Source organism: Roseovarius sp. B08 (assembly GCF_051417955.1).
Taxonomy (GTDB): domain Bacteria; phylum Pseudomonadota; class Alphaproteobacteria; order Rhodobacterales; family Rhodobacteraceae; genus Roseovarius.
In genome coordinates, this window is record NZ_JBPRLW010000001.1 from 1,013,742 (window position 1) to 1,027,574 (window position 13,833).

Consider the following 13,833-nt stretch of genomic DNA (forward strand, 5'->3'; position numbering starts at 1 on the left):
GGTGCCGGGCCACAGTTAGCTTGCATATCGGGGCGTGGCGACGCAATCTCAAAAGAGCGAGGATGCGGGCAACAGACCGGGAGGCGTGATGAGTTTGCTGGACGAGGCGCGGCGCGTGCGGGAGAATGCCTATGCGCCCTATTCGGGCTTCAAGGTCGGGGCCGCTCTGACGACGCGCAACGGTCGGACGTTCGCCGGGTGCAACGTCGAGAACGTTGCCTATCCCGAAGGCACTTGCGCCGAGGCTGGGGCCATTGCCGCGATGGTGGCTGCGGGCGAGACCGAAATTGCAGAGATCGTGGTCATTGCCGACAGCCCCGAACCGGTGACGCCCTGCGGCGGGTGCCGACAGAAGTTGGCGGAATTCGGCGGCGGGGACACGCCGGTCACGATGGCCACACTGGGCGGCGCAAGTGAGACGCGGGCCCTGAAGGACCTGCTGCCCGGCGCATTTGCGACCAAACACATGGCGAACGGCTGAGCGTTGGAAGCACGACAGGTCATAGCGGCGATACGCGATGGTGACGCGGTATCTGACGAGGCCCTCGAAGGTTTCGTGAGCGGTCTGGCCGATGGCGGCGTGAGCGATGCGCAGGCCGGGGCCTTTGCCATGGCGGTCCTGCTGAAATCGCTTGCGCCCGACAGCCGCCGTGCGCTGACACTGGCGATGCGCGACAGCGGGCGGATATTGCAGTGGCGCACCGATCGCCCCGTTCTGGACAAGCATTCGACCGGAGGGATCGGCGATTGCATCAGCCTGGTGCTGGCGCCGGCGCTGGCGGCCTGCGGCGCGGCGGTGCCCATGATCTCGGGTCGCGGGCTGGGCCATACCGGGGGAACGCTGGACAAGCTGGAGGCCATTCCGGGCGTTTCGACCGAGTTGGAGACCGGGCGGTTGCAAAGGATTGTCGAGGAGCTCGGCGTCGTGATCGCCGCGGCCAGCGCCGAGATCGCCCCGGCGGACCGGCGGCTTTACGCGGTGCGGGACGTGTCGGGCACGGTGGAAAGCGTGGATCTGATCACCGCGTCGATCCTGTCCAAGAAGCTGGCGGCGGGGCTGACGGGGCTGGTGCTGGACGTCAAGCAGGGCTCGGGCGCGTTCATGAAGGATTTGGACGCGGCGCGGTCGCTGGCCGGATCGCTGGTCGAAACCGCGAACGCGACCGGATGCAGGTGCAGCGCGCTGATCACGGATATGAGCCAGCCCCTTGCGCCCTCGGCAGGCAACGCGGTGGAAGTGGCCGAGGCGATGCGCGTCCTGACCGAAACGGTCGAGGGGCGGCTGGCGAAGCTGACCTGCTATCTGGGCGGCGAGGCGCTGTATCATGGCGGTCTGTGCGACAGTCCGGAAAGCGGCGTGCGCCAGGTGCTGAACGTGTTGAAGAACGGGCAGGCGGCAGAGACCTTTGGTCGGATGCTGCGCGCCCTGGGCGGGCCGGTTCAGTTCGTCGATACGTGGCAGCGGTTCCTGCCCGAGGCGACCATCATCCGCGAGGTCCCGGCACAGGCGCCGGGTTTTGTCGCCGCGATTGACGGCGAGGCGCTGGGCCACGCGGTAATCGCGCTCGGCGGTGGTCGCAAGGTTGAAACCGACCGGATCGACCCGGCGGTGGGCCTGTCCGACATTCTGACCCTGGGCGCAGAGGTGATCGCGGGACAGCCTTTGTTGCGCATTCATGCCAGCCGGGCGGCCCATGCCGATATCGCTGAGGCCATCGTGCGCCGCGCGATCGAGATCGGGCCGGCTGCGCCTGCGGAGAGCCCTCTGGTGATCGAGCGTGTCGGGCCATGAGTCGCGCCTTTCTGGTGGTGATGGACTCGGTGGGTATCGGCGGGGCGCCGGATGCCGACAGGTTCTTCAACGGGATTGTTCCCGATACCGGCGCCAACACGCTCGGCCATATCGCGCAGGCGCGACCGGGCGGGTTGAGTCTGCCCAACCTTGACCGGCAGGGGCTTGGAGCGGCGGTGGCGCTGGCCTCGGGCGCGGCGGCGCCGGGGCTTGGCGCGGCGCCCGAAGGATGCTGGGGTGCGGCGCAAGGAATTTCGCCGGGAAAGGATACGCCGACCGGGCATTGGGAACTGGCCGGGGTGCCGGTACCGTTTGCGTGGCATGTCTTTCCGCAAGAGGTGCCGGCCTTTCCCGAGGCGCTGGTCGCGGCGGTGCGAAAGGCCGCGGGGGTGGACGGCATCCTCGGCAATTGCCACGCCTCGGGCACGGAGATCCTGAAGGCGCTTGGCGCAGAGCATATGCGCACGGGCTGGCCGATCTGCTATACCTCGACCGACAGCGTGTTCCAGGTTGCCGCCCACGAAGTCCGGTTCGGACTCGACAGGTTGCTGGACCTGTGCCGCACGATCGCGCCGATCTTGCACGACATGGGCGTAGGGCGTGTCATCGCGCGCCCGTTCGTTGGCTCGGAACGCGATGGGTTCGAGCGGACCGGACGGCGCAAGGACTTTGCCATGGCGCCGCCGGCGCCGACCTTGTGCGACTGGGCTCAGGCGGGGGGCGACAAGTGCACGGTCTCGGCAAGATAGGCGACATTTTCTCGATGCAAGGGATCGACGACGTGACGACCGGCAGCGATGCGGCTTTGATGCAAGAGCTGGAGGAGGCCGTGGTCGTGGCGGCCGAGGGCAGCCTGACATTCGCCAATTTCGTCGAGTTCGACAGCAAGTACGGGCACCGGCGCGACGTGAAAGGCTATGCGGAGGCGCTGGAGCGGTTCGACCTCGGGATCGGCCAATGCCTGTCGCTCCTGCGACCGGGCGACCTGATGTTGATCACCGCCGATCACGGCAACGACCCCACCTGGCCGGGCACCGACCACACGCGCGAACGGGTGCCGGTGCTGGCGGCCGGGGTCGGGGCGCATGAGGCCGGGATCGTGGATTTCGTCGATGTGGCCGCGAGCGTGGCCGCACATCTTGGATTGGCGGAGCGTGGACCGGGGCGGTCTTTTCTTCCCTGACCTCTGCGTTGCCCTTCGCGGGTTTTTCTGGAAAGAACAGTTCAGCCCATACCTGCCTTGCCGAACGGAGCCGAGATGAAAGAGCACCTGACCGTCGTGACCCACCCCCTGGTGCAGCACAAGCTGACCCTGATGCGCGACAAGCACACGCCAACCGCCGTGTTCCGGCAGCTTCTGCGAGAGATCAGCCAGTTGCTGGCCTACGAGGTCACACGGGAGCTGAAGATGACCACGCAGACCATCGAAACGCCGTTGCAGGAGATGGACGCGCCCGTGCTGGCGGGGCGCAAGCTGGCGCTGATCTCGATACTGCGGGCGGGCAACGGGTTGCTTGACGGCATGCTGGAGCTGATCCCGTCAGCCCGCGTTGGGTTCGTCGGGCTGTACCGCGACGAGGAGACTCTGAAGCCGGTGAAATACTATTTCAAGGTGCCCGAGCAGTTGGGTAAAAGGCTGACCATTCTCGTCGATCCGATGCTGGCCACTGGCAATTCCTCGGCGGCGGCAGTCGAGATGGTGAAAGAGGCGGGTGCTACGGATATCCGGTTTCTGTGCCTGCTGGCCGCGCCCGAGGGTGTGGCCCGGATGAAGGAGGCGCATCCGGATGTGCCCATCGTGACGGCGGCGCTGGACGAGCGGCTGAACGACATCGGATATATCCTGCCGGGTCTAGGTGATGCGGGCGATCGGATGTTCGGCACCAAATAGGCTAATTGCTGTTTACTCAGAGAGGATATTAAGGCACTCTTTCCCCATCTGTCTTGGGGGCAAAATGAGACTGACGCGTGTTCTGGCGATAGCTGCAATCGCCGCGACTTTAGCGCACGGCGAGGCCGTCGCGCAGAGTGATTCGGGTGCGAGGGTTCCGGCGGAGTTTCCACCGGCGAGCTACACCGGCCGGCAATATGTCGACAGCCGGGGATGCGTGTTCATCCGCGCGGGCATCGACGGCAACGTGACCTGGGTGCCGCGCGTGACGCGGGGCCGCAAGGTGATTTGCGGGTTCAAGCCGTCTTTGGGTGCCGGTACCGCGACCGCATCGGCGCGGCCCGCCCCGGCGCAACCGGCTGCACGGCAGCCCGAGGTTATCACCGTTCCGCAACAGCCTGCCGCGGCACCGAAGCCGGCCCCGACGACCAGGCGCGTGGCCACTGCGCCGAAGAAAGTCATGCGCCCTGCACCTGCGTCGAAGCCGGCTGCGCCCAGCACGGCCGCAACCTCCCCCAAAATCATCACGGTCTCGCCCAAGACGGCGACCGCGCCGAAACCTGCGCCGAAGCCCGCCCCGAAGGCTGAACGCGTGGTGCAGAGCCAGCCCGCCTGCCAAGGCGTCAGCGCACTGTCGCAACGTTACATGCAAAACAAGCAGGGCCTCGCCGTGCGCTGTGGGCCGCAAACCGCACCGCACGCCAACATCATTTCCGGCGGGTCCGGCACCGGCACCGCGATCCGGGTCGTGACGGCGGCCCCGGCGCCGCAAACGCGGTCCGCGCCCGTGCCCGCGCCCGTGTATGTGGTGCAGCCCGGCCAAGTCGTGACCCCGCGGGAGGTGCCGTCGCCGCCCGTGCGCGTGGCGCCGCGGCACGTCTATGAAAGGCAAGTCAGCAGCACGCGCGGCGTCTACGTCCCCGAGGGCTATCAGCCGGTCTGGGAGGATGACCGCCTGAACCCGCGGCGCGCCCACCAGACCTTCGCCGGCAAGGCGATGATGGAGGTCACCTGGACCAAAACCGTGCCGCGCCGCCTTATGGACCGCCGCACCGGGCGCGAGGTGACGCACAACTTTCCGGGTCTGCAATACCCCTATACCAGCTTTGAACAGCAACGGGCAGCGGGTGTGATCATCGCCACGCGAGGCCGGATGGTGCCCGATCCGATCACTGTCGTGCGCCGCGGTGATGGGCAGGTGCGTTCCGTCAAGCGGACTCGTAACGTCGCCAAGACCGCTCCTCGCAGCGAAGCCGTGAAGCCCACGGTTTCCACACGGTCCTCGGCACCCAGATCGGCGGCCAAGGCGGCCAGCCATCGCTATGTGCAGGTCGGCATCTTCAGCGAACCGAACCTGGCGCGAAGTGCTGCACAGAGGCTCGCCAATGCGGGGCTTCCTGCCCGGATGGGCAAGACCACCCACAAGCGCGAGCGCTATTCCTCGGTGGTGGTGGGTCCTTTTGAGACGCAGGCACAGCTTCAGGCAGGCATGCGGGCCGTACGTCGCGCGGGATATCCCAACGCCTACTTGCGAAAATGATCGGTGCGTTCTGTGGTGGCCTCAGCTGCCGCAGATGCCTTGCAGCCTGATCCAGTCGGCATCGCTGAGGATCGGCGGCGGTGCTTCGCTGGCGAACGGATCCGCCTCGATCAGGCCGAGCGTGGACTCGCCGGTGACGTCCAGAGCATAGGCATAAGGCGTCGACCGCACCGACCAGCTCTCAAATCCGTTCAGCAACGTTTCGACGGGCAGCGGCTCCTGCTTGCGTGTCAGAAGGTGCCGGGCATAGTCCGACAGGACATCCTCGGGCAGATCGCCGGTGGTCAGCAGGCGGAGGCTGTCCCACGTTCCGGCATGTTGCAGCAGGGCATCGATGGGATCATGGACACTTGCGCGCATACGTTGCTCGACGATGAAACCGGCCAGCACGTCGGGCTCTTCGAAATCCTCGACGAGGGCGCGGTCCAACAGGATGGTCTTGCCGGGCAGGGCGACCGCGCCTTTCACGCCGTCGCGCATCACGTCCAGAGTGCCGGGGTCGTCTCCGGCCGGGAGCCGGTTGCCCAGTTCCGAAAGGGCGCGGCGGCCGTCCGGGCCATCACAGGCCGGGCCGGTGACCCGTTCGATATGGTGGCGCAGGGCTTGGCCGATCTCGTCGCGGGTGACCTGCGGCAGGACCTTGGTGGCGTGGTCGCGCAACGCGCCGGGCAACCAAAGGGTCGATAGAGCCGCCACGGCCGCGAGGCTGCCCAAGAACATCACCAGCCTAAGCCGGCCCGGACGCGGGCGGGCCCGGTCCACGGCGGTGCGAAGTTTTTCGATGGCGTCGATAACCTCGGACGCGTCGTCGTCCAGTTCCAGAACCTCGCTCGCGTCGCCGTCGGGATGATAGAGCGCGGGTCGTTTGCCGGGATTGGCCCGCGCGATGGCGGCGAGCGACCAGTGGGTGAGGGGCCGTTCACGCCTGTCAAGAATGGTCAGCGTGGCATCACCGAGAGAGACGTAGACATCGACGCGCTGCGCGTCCGGGGACGCCCGCCACAGGCCGGAGGCCTCCAGCCGTTCGTATTCGCTCAACGCCGTCATGTCGCGTGGGCCTGCTCTGCCTCGTTAGCGCGTTCGGGCAAGCATATCACGCCGACCCGCGCGCGGGCAATTGCCGATGACGCCGCGCCTATTTGAACGCCTTGCGAAGTTCGAACTTCTGGATCTTGCCGGTGGAAGTCTTGGGCAGTTCCTCGAACACCACTTTCTTGGGGCATTTGAACCCGGCCAGCCGCTCGCGACAGAAAGCAATCAGGTCGTCCTCGGTGACCGTGGCGCTGTCCTTGACCTCGACGAAGGCGCAGGGCACCTCGCCCCATTTCTCGTCCGGCATGGCCACCACGGCGCACAGCAGCACGGCGGGATGCATCATCAATGCGCCTTCGACCTCGACCGAGCTGATGTTCTCGCCGCCCGAGATGATGATGTCCTTGGCGCGGTCGGCGATCTTGAGGTAGCCGTCCTCGTGCTGGTAGGCGATATCGCCGGAGTGGAAATAGCCGCCGCGGAAGGCCTCTTCGGTAGCCTTCGGGTTCTTGAGATAACCTTTCATCACCGCGTTGCCCTTGATCATCACCTCGCCCTGGGTTTCGCCGTCCATGGGAACCTGTTCCATCGTCTCGGGGTCCAGCGCGGTGATATCTTCCATGAAGGGCATGAGGATACCGGTGCGGGCCTTGATGGCGTAGCGTTCGTCCTCGGGCAGGTCGTTCCAGCGATCGTGCCACAGGCATTCGGTGACATGGCCATAAGTTTCCGTCAAGCCGTAGACCTGCGTCACGTCAAAGCCCAGCGGCTCGATTGCGCGCAGGGTGGCGGCGGGGGGCGGCGCGCCGGCGGTAAAGACATTGACCGCGTGGTCGAATTCGCGGCGCTCTTCGTCCTTGGCGTTGACGATCATGTTGAGCACGATGGGGGCCGCACCGAAATGGGTGACACCCTCATCGGCGATGGCGTTATAGATATTGGCCGCGGTGATGTCGCGGCAGCACACCACGGTGCCGCCGACCATCGGCATCATCCACGTATGGTTCCAGTTGTTGCAGTGAAACAGCGGGACGATGGTCAGGTAGCGCGCGTGGCGCGGCATCGGCCAGGTGACCGCGACGCCCGTGGTTAGCAGGTAGGCGCCGCGATGGCTGTAGACCACGCCCTTGGGCCGCCCGGTTGTGCCGGAGGTGTAGTTGAGCGCAAGGCTTTCCCATTCGTCTTCGGGCATGATCCACTTGAAGGCCGGATCGCCCGTGGCGAGGAAATCCTCGTATAGCATGTAGTCGCCGTAAGCCTTTACACCGGCCTCGTCATCCGGGACCTCGATCAGGGTGGGGGCAGGGCCCTCCATCATCTCGATCGCTGCGGCACAGGCGGGCAGGAACTGCGGGTCGATCAGAACGACCTTGGCCTCGCCGTGGTCGAGGATATAGGCGATGGTGTCAGGTTCCAGGCGGGTATTGATCGTGTTCAACACGGCACCGGAGGCCGGCACGCCGAAATGCGCCTCGGCATGTGCGGGGATGTTGGGCAGGAGCGTGGCCACAACGTCACCGGGGACGATGCCAAGCTTCTGGAGGGCGGAGGCAAGACGCGTCGCGCGCTCGTAATACTCGGCATAGGTCTTGCGAAAAGTGCCGTAGACGACCGCATCGTGGTCGGGGAACACGTGCGCGGCGCGACGCAGGTGCGACAGCGGCGTCAGCGGGACGTAGTTGGCGGGGTTCCGGCCAAGCCCGGTCTCGTCTTTCATCCAACCCATGCCAGACTTCCTTTCGTGAAAGCGTATGTTCTGATCGGCAGGAGGTATCGCGTATTTCCCGGCCGAACGCAAAGCTGTTTCGCACTTGCGGCAATCTTTCCAAGGCATCCCCTATGGCCTAGCGTCCTTCCATGATTATCTCGCCGGGCCGCAAATATATCTTCGTGCATATCCCGAAGACGGGGGGCACCTCCCTGGCGCTGGCCCTGGAAGGGCGGGCGATGCGGGACGACATCCTGATCGGCGACACGCCGAAAGCGAAGAAGAGGCGGCGTCGGATCAAGGATGCGCAAACCGCTGGACGTTTGTGGAAGCATTCGACGCTGGCGGATATCGACGGGCTGGTGTCGCCTGACTTCGTGGCGCAGGCCCTGTGCTTCACCTTGGTGCGCAACCCTTGGGACAGGATGGTCAGCTATTACCACTGGTTGCGGGTTCAGACCTTCGACCATCCCGCCGTAGCCCGCGCCAGAGCCGCGGATTTCACTGGGTTTCTGAACGCCGCGGAGATCCAGGCGTCGATCCGTGCCGCGGATTACGCCAGCTACATGCGCGCGGCAAAGGGCGAGCCGCAGGCGCAGCTTTATATCCGGCTGGAGCATTTCGAGGCAGACGCCGCACCGTTGTGGGCACATCTGGGATTCCGGCTGGACCTGCCGTATGAGAACCGGTCGGACCGCGCGCAGGATTACCGCGGCTACTACAATGAGGCTGACGCGGAACTGGTGTCGCGTCTGTGTGCAGTCGATATCGAAAGGTTCGGCTACAAATTTTAAGCCGCTTTCGTTTCAAGGTTTAGCCTTGTTGTCAGGAGCCGTCCCGAATGGTCACGCGAAGGAAACAATGCCCTAATCGTGCCACTTTTTCGACCAAGGAGCGTCCCGAGAATCACGCCACATGGGATCGGTCTGCTGATGCCGTCTGCCAACGGCCCATGAGGGGAAAAGAGCGATGTTCGGATGGAAATCCACGCCTGAGACGCGCGAAAGTTTCGAAAACGCGGATGCGACGGCAGTCAAATCAGGTCTGATTTCCGGCACGAAAGTGGCGACCGGCATGGGCTGGCGCCCGGTCGAGGCGATTGCAGAGGGCGACAGGGTTCTGACCTTCGATGGGGGGCTTCAGACAGTCACAAAGGTCAGCCGTATCCGTCTGTGGAGCGGACAGGACCATTGTCCGCGTCAATTCTGGCCGCTTGAGGTGCCCGTCGGTGCGCTTGGCAACCGCGAGGTGATGCGCGTGCTGCCGCGGCAGAACATCATGGTGGAAAGCGACGCGGCTGAGGATCTCTACGGCGATCCCTTCACCCTGATCCCCGCCGAGGCGATCGAGGGGCTTTACGGTGTCGCCCGCACGCCGCCCGATGACGATGTGGAGGTCGTAGTCCTGCATTTCGCCGCCGACCAGGTGGTGTTCGGTGAGGACGGCGCGCTGTTCTTCTGCCCGGGCTTTGCGGACATGATCGACGCGGCCTTCACCGAAGAACCCCGCCCTTTCTATTCTGTCCTGTCGATGGACGAGGCGCGGTTCCTGGCCGCGCAGATCGAGGACGAGATTGCCGCGGTTTGCGGCAACTCCCCGCAGGATATCTGGGCGGCGGCTGTTCCGGCCTAACGGCGGCCAGCTTGTCTTAGCTTAAAGAAAAAAACCGCGCGGTTGCCTTGCCGCGCAGGTTTTGCCTTTGCTCGAAGGGGTGCGGTTACGCGGCTTCTGCCTCTGTGCCAAACCGTTTGTAGAAGGACTGGTTCTTCCCGGCCATCTCGCGCAGCAGGTCCGGGGTGGTAAAACGTTCGCCGAACTTGGACGTCAACTCGTCACAGCGTTCGGCCGCGTAGGGCGTGCCGATGATGTCGAGCCACGAGAACGGACCGCCCGACCACGGCGCGAAGCCCCAGGCGAGGATCGCGCCGACGTCGCCTTCGCGAATATCTTCTAGCACGCCTTCTTCCAACGCGCGGACGGCTTCCAGCACCTGTGCGAACATCAGGCGATGCTGCACTTCGATCAGGTCGGGCTGATCTTCGGCGTGAGGGTACTTCTCCTCCAGCCCGGACCAGTAGCCCTGCCGCTTGCCCTTCTCGTCATAGTCGAAGAAGCCCGCGTTGGACTTGCGGCCCAGACGGTCCTCACCTTCCATCCAGAAGATCACCTCGTCCACGGCACCGTCGGGATAATCGTCACCCATCGCGGCCTTGGTGGCGCGGGCGATCTTGGCGCCAAGGTCGATCGAGGTCTCGTCGACCAGTTGCAGGGGACCCACCGGGAAGCCCAACTGACGCGCGGCGTTGTCGATCAGCGCGGGCGTCACGCCCTCGGCCACCATGCGGATGCCTTCGTTGATGTAGGGGATGATGCAGCGGTTGCAGTAGAAGAACCGCGCGTCATTCACGACGATGGGCGTCTTGCGGATCTGGCGCACGTAATCCAGCGCCTTGGCGACGGCGCGCGGGCCGGTCTCGGCACCCTTGATGATCTCGACCAGCATCATCTTTTCGACGGGCGAGAAGAAGTGGATGCCGATGAACTGCTCAGGGCTATCCGACGCCTTGGCCAGTTCCGTGATCGGCAGGGTCGAGGTGTTGGTGGCGAAAATGCAATCGTCACCCACGACCTTCAGCACTTCTTTGGTAACCTCGGCCTTGACGCCCGGGTCCTCGAACACCGCCTCGATGATCAGGTCGGCACCTTTCAGCGCGTCGTAATCGGTGGTCGCGGTGATGAGATCCAGCGTCGCCGCCTTCTTGTCTTCGGTCGCCTTGCCGCGCTTGATGCCCTTGTCCATGTAGTCGGCGGTATAGGCCTTGCCCTTGTCGGCGGCTTCCTGTTTCTGGTCGATCAGCACGACCTCCATCCCCGCCATGGCCGACACGAGCGCGATGCCCGCGCCCATCATGCCGGCGCCCATGACGCCGACCTTCTTGACCTTCTGGTCGGGCACGTCGGGGCGGTTGGCGCCTTTTTCCAGCGCTTCCTTGTTGATGAAAAGGCTGCGAATCATGGCCGACGAGGACGGGTTCATCAGGACGTTGGTGAACCAGCGCGCCTCGATCTTGAGGGCGGTGTCGAAGGGCACGAGCGCGCCTTCATAGACAGCAGACAAGAGCGCCTTGGCCGCCGGGAAGGCGCCTTGCGTCTTGCCGTTGACCATGGCCGAGGCACCGACGAAGGTCATGAAGCCTGCCGGGTGATAGGGCGCGCCGCCGGGCATCTTGTAGCCTTTCTCGTCCCACGGCTTGACGAAGCTGGGCTCGGAAAGGACCCATTCCTTGGCTTTTGCAATCAACTCGTCGGCGGGCACGACCTCGTCCACCACGCCGGCGGACTTGGCTTTCTTGGGATCGTTCAGCTTGCCTTCGAGCAGGAGCGGCGAGGCGCCCATTGCGCCCAGCTTGCGGACAAGGCGGGTGGTGCCACCCGCGCCGGGGAAGATGCCCACCATGATCTCGGGCAGGCCGATCTTGGCCTTGGGGTTGTCGGCGGCAAAGATGCGGTGGCAGGCCAGCGGGATTTCCAGCCCGATGCCAAGCGCCGTGCCGGGCAGGGCGGCGGCGATCGGCTTGCCGCCCTTGTTCTTGTCGTCCATGCCGCCACGCTCGATCTTGCGCAGGATGGAGTGCATATTCATCAGCCCGTCCATCAGACCCTGCGCCGGGTTGTCGCCGGCCATTTCCTTCATCTTGGCGATGACGTTGAGGTCCATGCCACCGGCGAAGCTGCCTTCCTTGCCGGAGGTGATGACGATGCCCTTGACCGCATCGTCTGCAAGCGCGTCGTCCACCAGGCTTTCCAGCAGGGGCCAGCCTTCCATGTTCATCACGTTCATGGACTTGCCAGCCGTGTCCCAAGTGATGATCGCGACGCCGTCGGCGCCTTTTTCCATCGTGAAATCAGTCATGTATCTAATCCTCGTATCCCTGGGGTTACACGCGTTCGATGATCGTGGCCGCACCCATGCCGGACGCGATGCAGAGCGTGGCGAGCCCGACTTCCTTGTCCGAGCGTTCCAGCTCGTCCAAAAGCGTGCCGATGATGATCGCGCCGGTTGCGCCCAGCGGGTGGCCCATGGCAATCGAGCCGCCATTGACGTTGACCAGCTCGGGATCGACGTCGAAGGCCTGCATGAAGCGCAGCACGACCGAGGCGAAGGCCTCGTTCACCTCGAAAAGGTCGATGTCACCGATGTTCATGCCCGAGTCTGCCAGGATCTTCTGCGTCGCGGGCACCGGGCCGGTCAGCATGATGGTGGGATCGGTGCCGATCTTGCAGGTCTGGCGGATGCGCGCGCGGGGCTTCAGGCCCCATTTCTCGCCGAACTCCTTGGAGCCGATCAGCACACCGGCCGAGCCGTCCACGATGCCCGAGCTGTTGCCGGCGTGGTGGATGTGGTTGATCTTCTCGAGGTGCGGGTACTTCAGCTTCGCCACGGCGTCGAAGCCGGGCATCACCTCGCCCATCTGCTGAAAGCTGGCGTTGAGCGCGCCAAGCGCCTGCATGTCGGTGCCCGGGCGCATGTATTCGTCATGGTCGAGGATCGTGAGGCCGTTCTGGTCCTTCACCTCGATGATGGATTTCTCGAAACGGTTGTCCTTCCACGCCGCCGCCGCGCGGTTCTGGCTTTCGACGGCCAACGCATCGGCCTGGTCGCGGTTGAAGCCGTATTCGGTGGCGATGATGTCCGCCGAGATCCCTTGCGGGACGAAATAGCTGTCCATGGCCACTCCGGGGTCAACGGCAATCGCCGCGCCGTCGCTGCCCATGGCCACTCGGCCCATCATCTCTACGCCGCCAGCGATATAGGCCTCGCCCGCGCCGCCCTTGACCTGGTTCGCGGCCAGGTTCACGGCTTCCATGCCCGACGCACAAAAGCGGTTGATGGCGAGGCCGGGGATGGATTCGTCGAGGTCCGAGGCCAGCACGGCGGTCCGTGCCAGGCAGCCGCCCTGTTCCATCACTTGAGTGACGTTGCCCCAGATCACGTCCTCGACGGCGTGACCGTCGAGGCCGTTACGCTCTTTCAGCGCGTTCAGCACATGGGTGCTGAGGCGCACGGCGGTCACTTCGTGTAGCGCGCCGTCCTTGCGGCCCTTGCCGCGCGGCGTGCGGACCGCGTCATAGATATAGGCTTCGGTCATGTGCGGACTCCTTTGGTTGTCCTGTCGTGTCTGTTTGTTTCTCATGCGCGCCGAGGTCGGCTCAGGCGCGATCCGCCGGAGAGCCCGGCATCAGGTCATAGGGGTGTTTCCAGCCGGGCAGGGCCTCGATGCCCGAAAGCCACCTGTCGATATTGGGCCACTCGGCGCGGTCAAAGCCGAAGGGCTCGGGATAGAAAAGGTAAGCGCAGCAGGAGATGTCCGCGTTGGTCAGCCCGTCGCCCACGATCCAGTCGCGCCCCTCAAGCCGGTCGTTCAGAGTAGTATAGGCGGCTTTCAGGCGACCCTGGGTGAAGGTGATGACCTCCGCCGGGCGCTTGTCCTCTGGCAGGAAGTTCATCAGGAACCGCGTCATCCCGGCCTGGCTGCTAAGCTTGTGATTGTCCCATAGCACCCAGCGCAAAACCTCGTATTTCTCGGCTTGATCCCGACCGCCGAACTTGCCGGTTTTGTCGGTGACGTATTGCTGGATCACGCCCGACTGGGTCAGGCGCAGATCGCCGTCGATCATCACCGGCGCTTCGCCCATCTCGTTGACGTCTTTTCGGTATGCGTCGCCCCGGGTTTCGCCGCCGAAGAAATCGACTTTCACCGGCTCCCAGTCGAGGCCGGAAAGCTCCAGCGCCAGCGCCGCCTTGTAGGCGTTGCCGCTTTCGCCGAAACAGTACAGCTTGATCGTCATGTTCTCACTCCCGGTGTGGT

At 64.6% G+C, this 13,833-nt stretch carries 11 protein-coding genes and 1 pseudogene; 7 read left to right on the forward strand and 5 right to left on the reverse strand.

Going from position 1 to position 13,833, the window contains the following annotated elements; translation table 11 throughout:
• The first annotated feature begins 85 nt into the window (after nucleotides 1-85).
• From ACSQ76_RS05145 to ACSQ76_RS05165, 5 genes and pseudogenes are all read left to right on the forward strand, one after another.
• Nucleotides 86-481 (forward strand): cytidine deaminase, encoded by a 396-nt coding sequence (locus tag ACSQ76_RS05145; RefSeq protein ID WP_437155707.1) that lies wholly within the window; start codon nucleotides 86-88, stop codon nucleotides 479-481.
• A gap of 3 nt (nucleotides 482-484) precedes the next feature.
• On the forward strand, nucleotides 485-1,792 hold the full coding sequence (locus ACSQ76_RS05150; RefSeq protein ID WP_437155708.1) for a thymidine phosphorylase: 1,308 nt from the start codon (nucleotides 485-487) through the stop codon (nucleotides 1,790-1,792).
• Nucleotides 1,789-2,975, forward strand: a pseudogene (locus tag ACSQ76_RS05155) (phosphopentomutase). Before ACSQ76_RS05150 ends, ACSQ76_RS05155 begins: the two are co-directional and overlap by 4 nt.
• A gap of 75 nt (nucleotides 2,976-3,050) precedes the next feature.
• Nucleotides 3,051-3,683 carry a uracil phosphoribosyltransferase gene (upp, locus tag ACSQ76_RS05160; RefSeq protein WP_437155709.1) on the forward strand — a complete coding sequence of 211 codons (633 nt, stop codon included), beginning with the start codon at nucleotides 3,051-3,053 and terminating at the stop codon, nucleotides 3,681-3,683.
• A 64-nt stretch (nucleotides 3,684-3,747) separates the two neighbouring features.
• Nucleotides 3,748-5,223: an SPOR domain-containing protein gene (locus tag ACSQ76_RS05165; RefSeq protein ID WP_437155710.1), complete on the forward strand. Its 1,476-nt coding sequence runs from the start codon at nucleotides 3,748-3,750 to the stop codon at nucleotides 5,221-5,223.
• Between the two features lie 21 nt (nucleotides 5,224-5,244).
• Here the strand turns inward: ACSQ76_RS05165 and ACSQ76_RS05170 are convergent, their stop codons facing one another.
• Both ACSQ76_RS05170 and ACSQ76_RS05175 read right to left on the reverse strand, forming a co-directional pair.
• On the reverse strand, nucleotides 5,245-6,270 hold the full coding sequence (locus ACSQ76_RS05170; protein ID WP_437155711.1) for a hypothetical protein: 1,026 nt from the start codon (nucleotides 6,268-6,270) through the stop codon (nucleotides 5,245-5,247).
• 88 nt (nucleotides 6,271-6,358) lie between these two features.
• Nucleotides 6,359-7,981 carry a long-chain-fatty-acid--CoA ligase gene (locus ACSQ76_RS05175; protein ID WP_437155712.1) on the reverse strand — a complete coding sequence of 541 codons (1,623 nt, stop codon included), beginning with the start codon at nucleotides 7,979-7,981 and terminating at the stop codon, nucleotides 6,359-6,361.
• A 131-nt stretch (nucleotides 7,982-8,112) separates the two neighbouring features.
• Between ACSQ76_RS05175 and ACSQ76_RS05180 the strand changes: the two genes are divergently transcribed.
• Complete coding sequence (locus tag ACSQ76_RS05180) at nucleotides 8,113-8,757, forward strand: sulfotransferase family 2 domain-containing protein (RefSeq protein WP_437155713.1); 645 nt, start codon at nucleotides 8,113-8,115, stop codon at nucleotides 8,755-8,757.
• Nucleotides 8,758-8,932: 175 nt separating this feature from the next.
• The gene (locus tag ACSQ76_RS05185; protein ID WP_437155714.1) at nucleotides 8,933-9,595 is read left to right on the forward strand and encodes a Hint domain-containing protein; all 663 of its coding nucleotides are present in this window, start codon (nucleotides 8,933-8,935) and stop codon (nucleotides 9,593-9,595) included.
• Nucleotides 9,596-9,680: 85 nt separating this feature from the next.
• Here the strand turns inward: ACSQ76_RS05185 and ACSQ76_RS05190 are convergent, their stop codons facing one another.
• The 3 genes from ACSQ76_RS05190 to ACSQ76_RS05200 form a co-directional block, all read right to left on the reverse strand.
• Nucleotides 9,681-11,876, reverse strand: coding sequence for a 3-hydroxyacyl-CoA dehydrogenase NAD-binding domain-containing protein (locus tag ACSQ76_RS05190; RefSeq protein WP_437155715.1), 2,196 nt, complete (start codon nucleotides 11,874-11,876; stop codon nucleotides 9,681-9,683).
• Between the two features lie 25 nt (nucleotides 11,877-11,901).
• A complete protein-coding gene (locus ACSQ76_RS05195) occupies nucleotides 11,902-13,113 on the reverse strand; it encodes an acetyl-CoA C-acetyltransferase (RefSeq protein WP_437155716.1) in 1,212 nt (403 codons plus the stop codon).
• Nucleotides 13,114-13,174: 61 nt separating this feature from the next.
• Entirely contained in the window at nucleotides 13,175-13,813 is a 639-nt protein-coding gene (locus tag ACSQ76_RS05200; RefSeq protein ID WP_437155717.1) for a glutathione S-transferase family protein, read from the reverse strand.
• Nucleotides 13,814-13,833 lie beyond the last annotated feature (20 nt).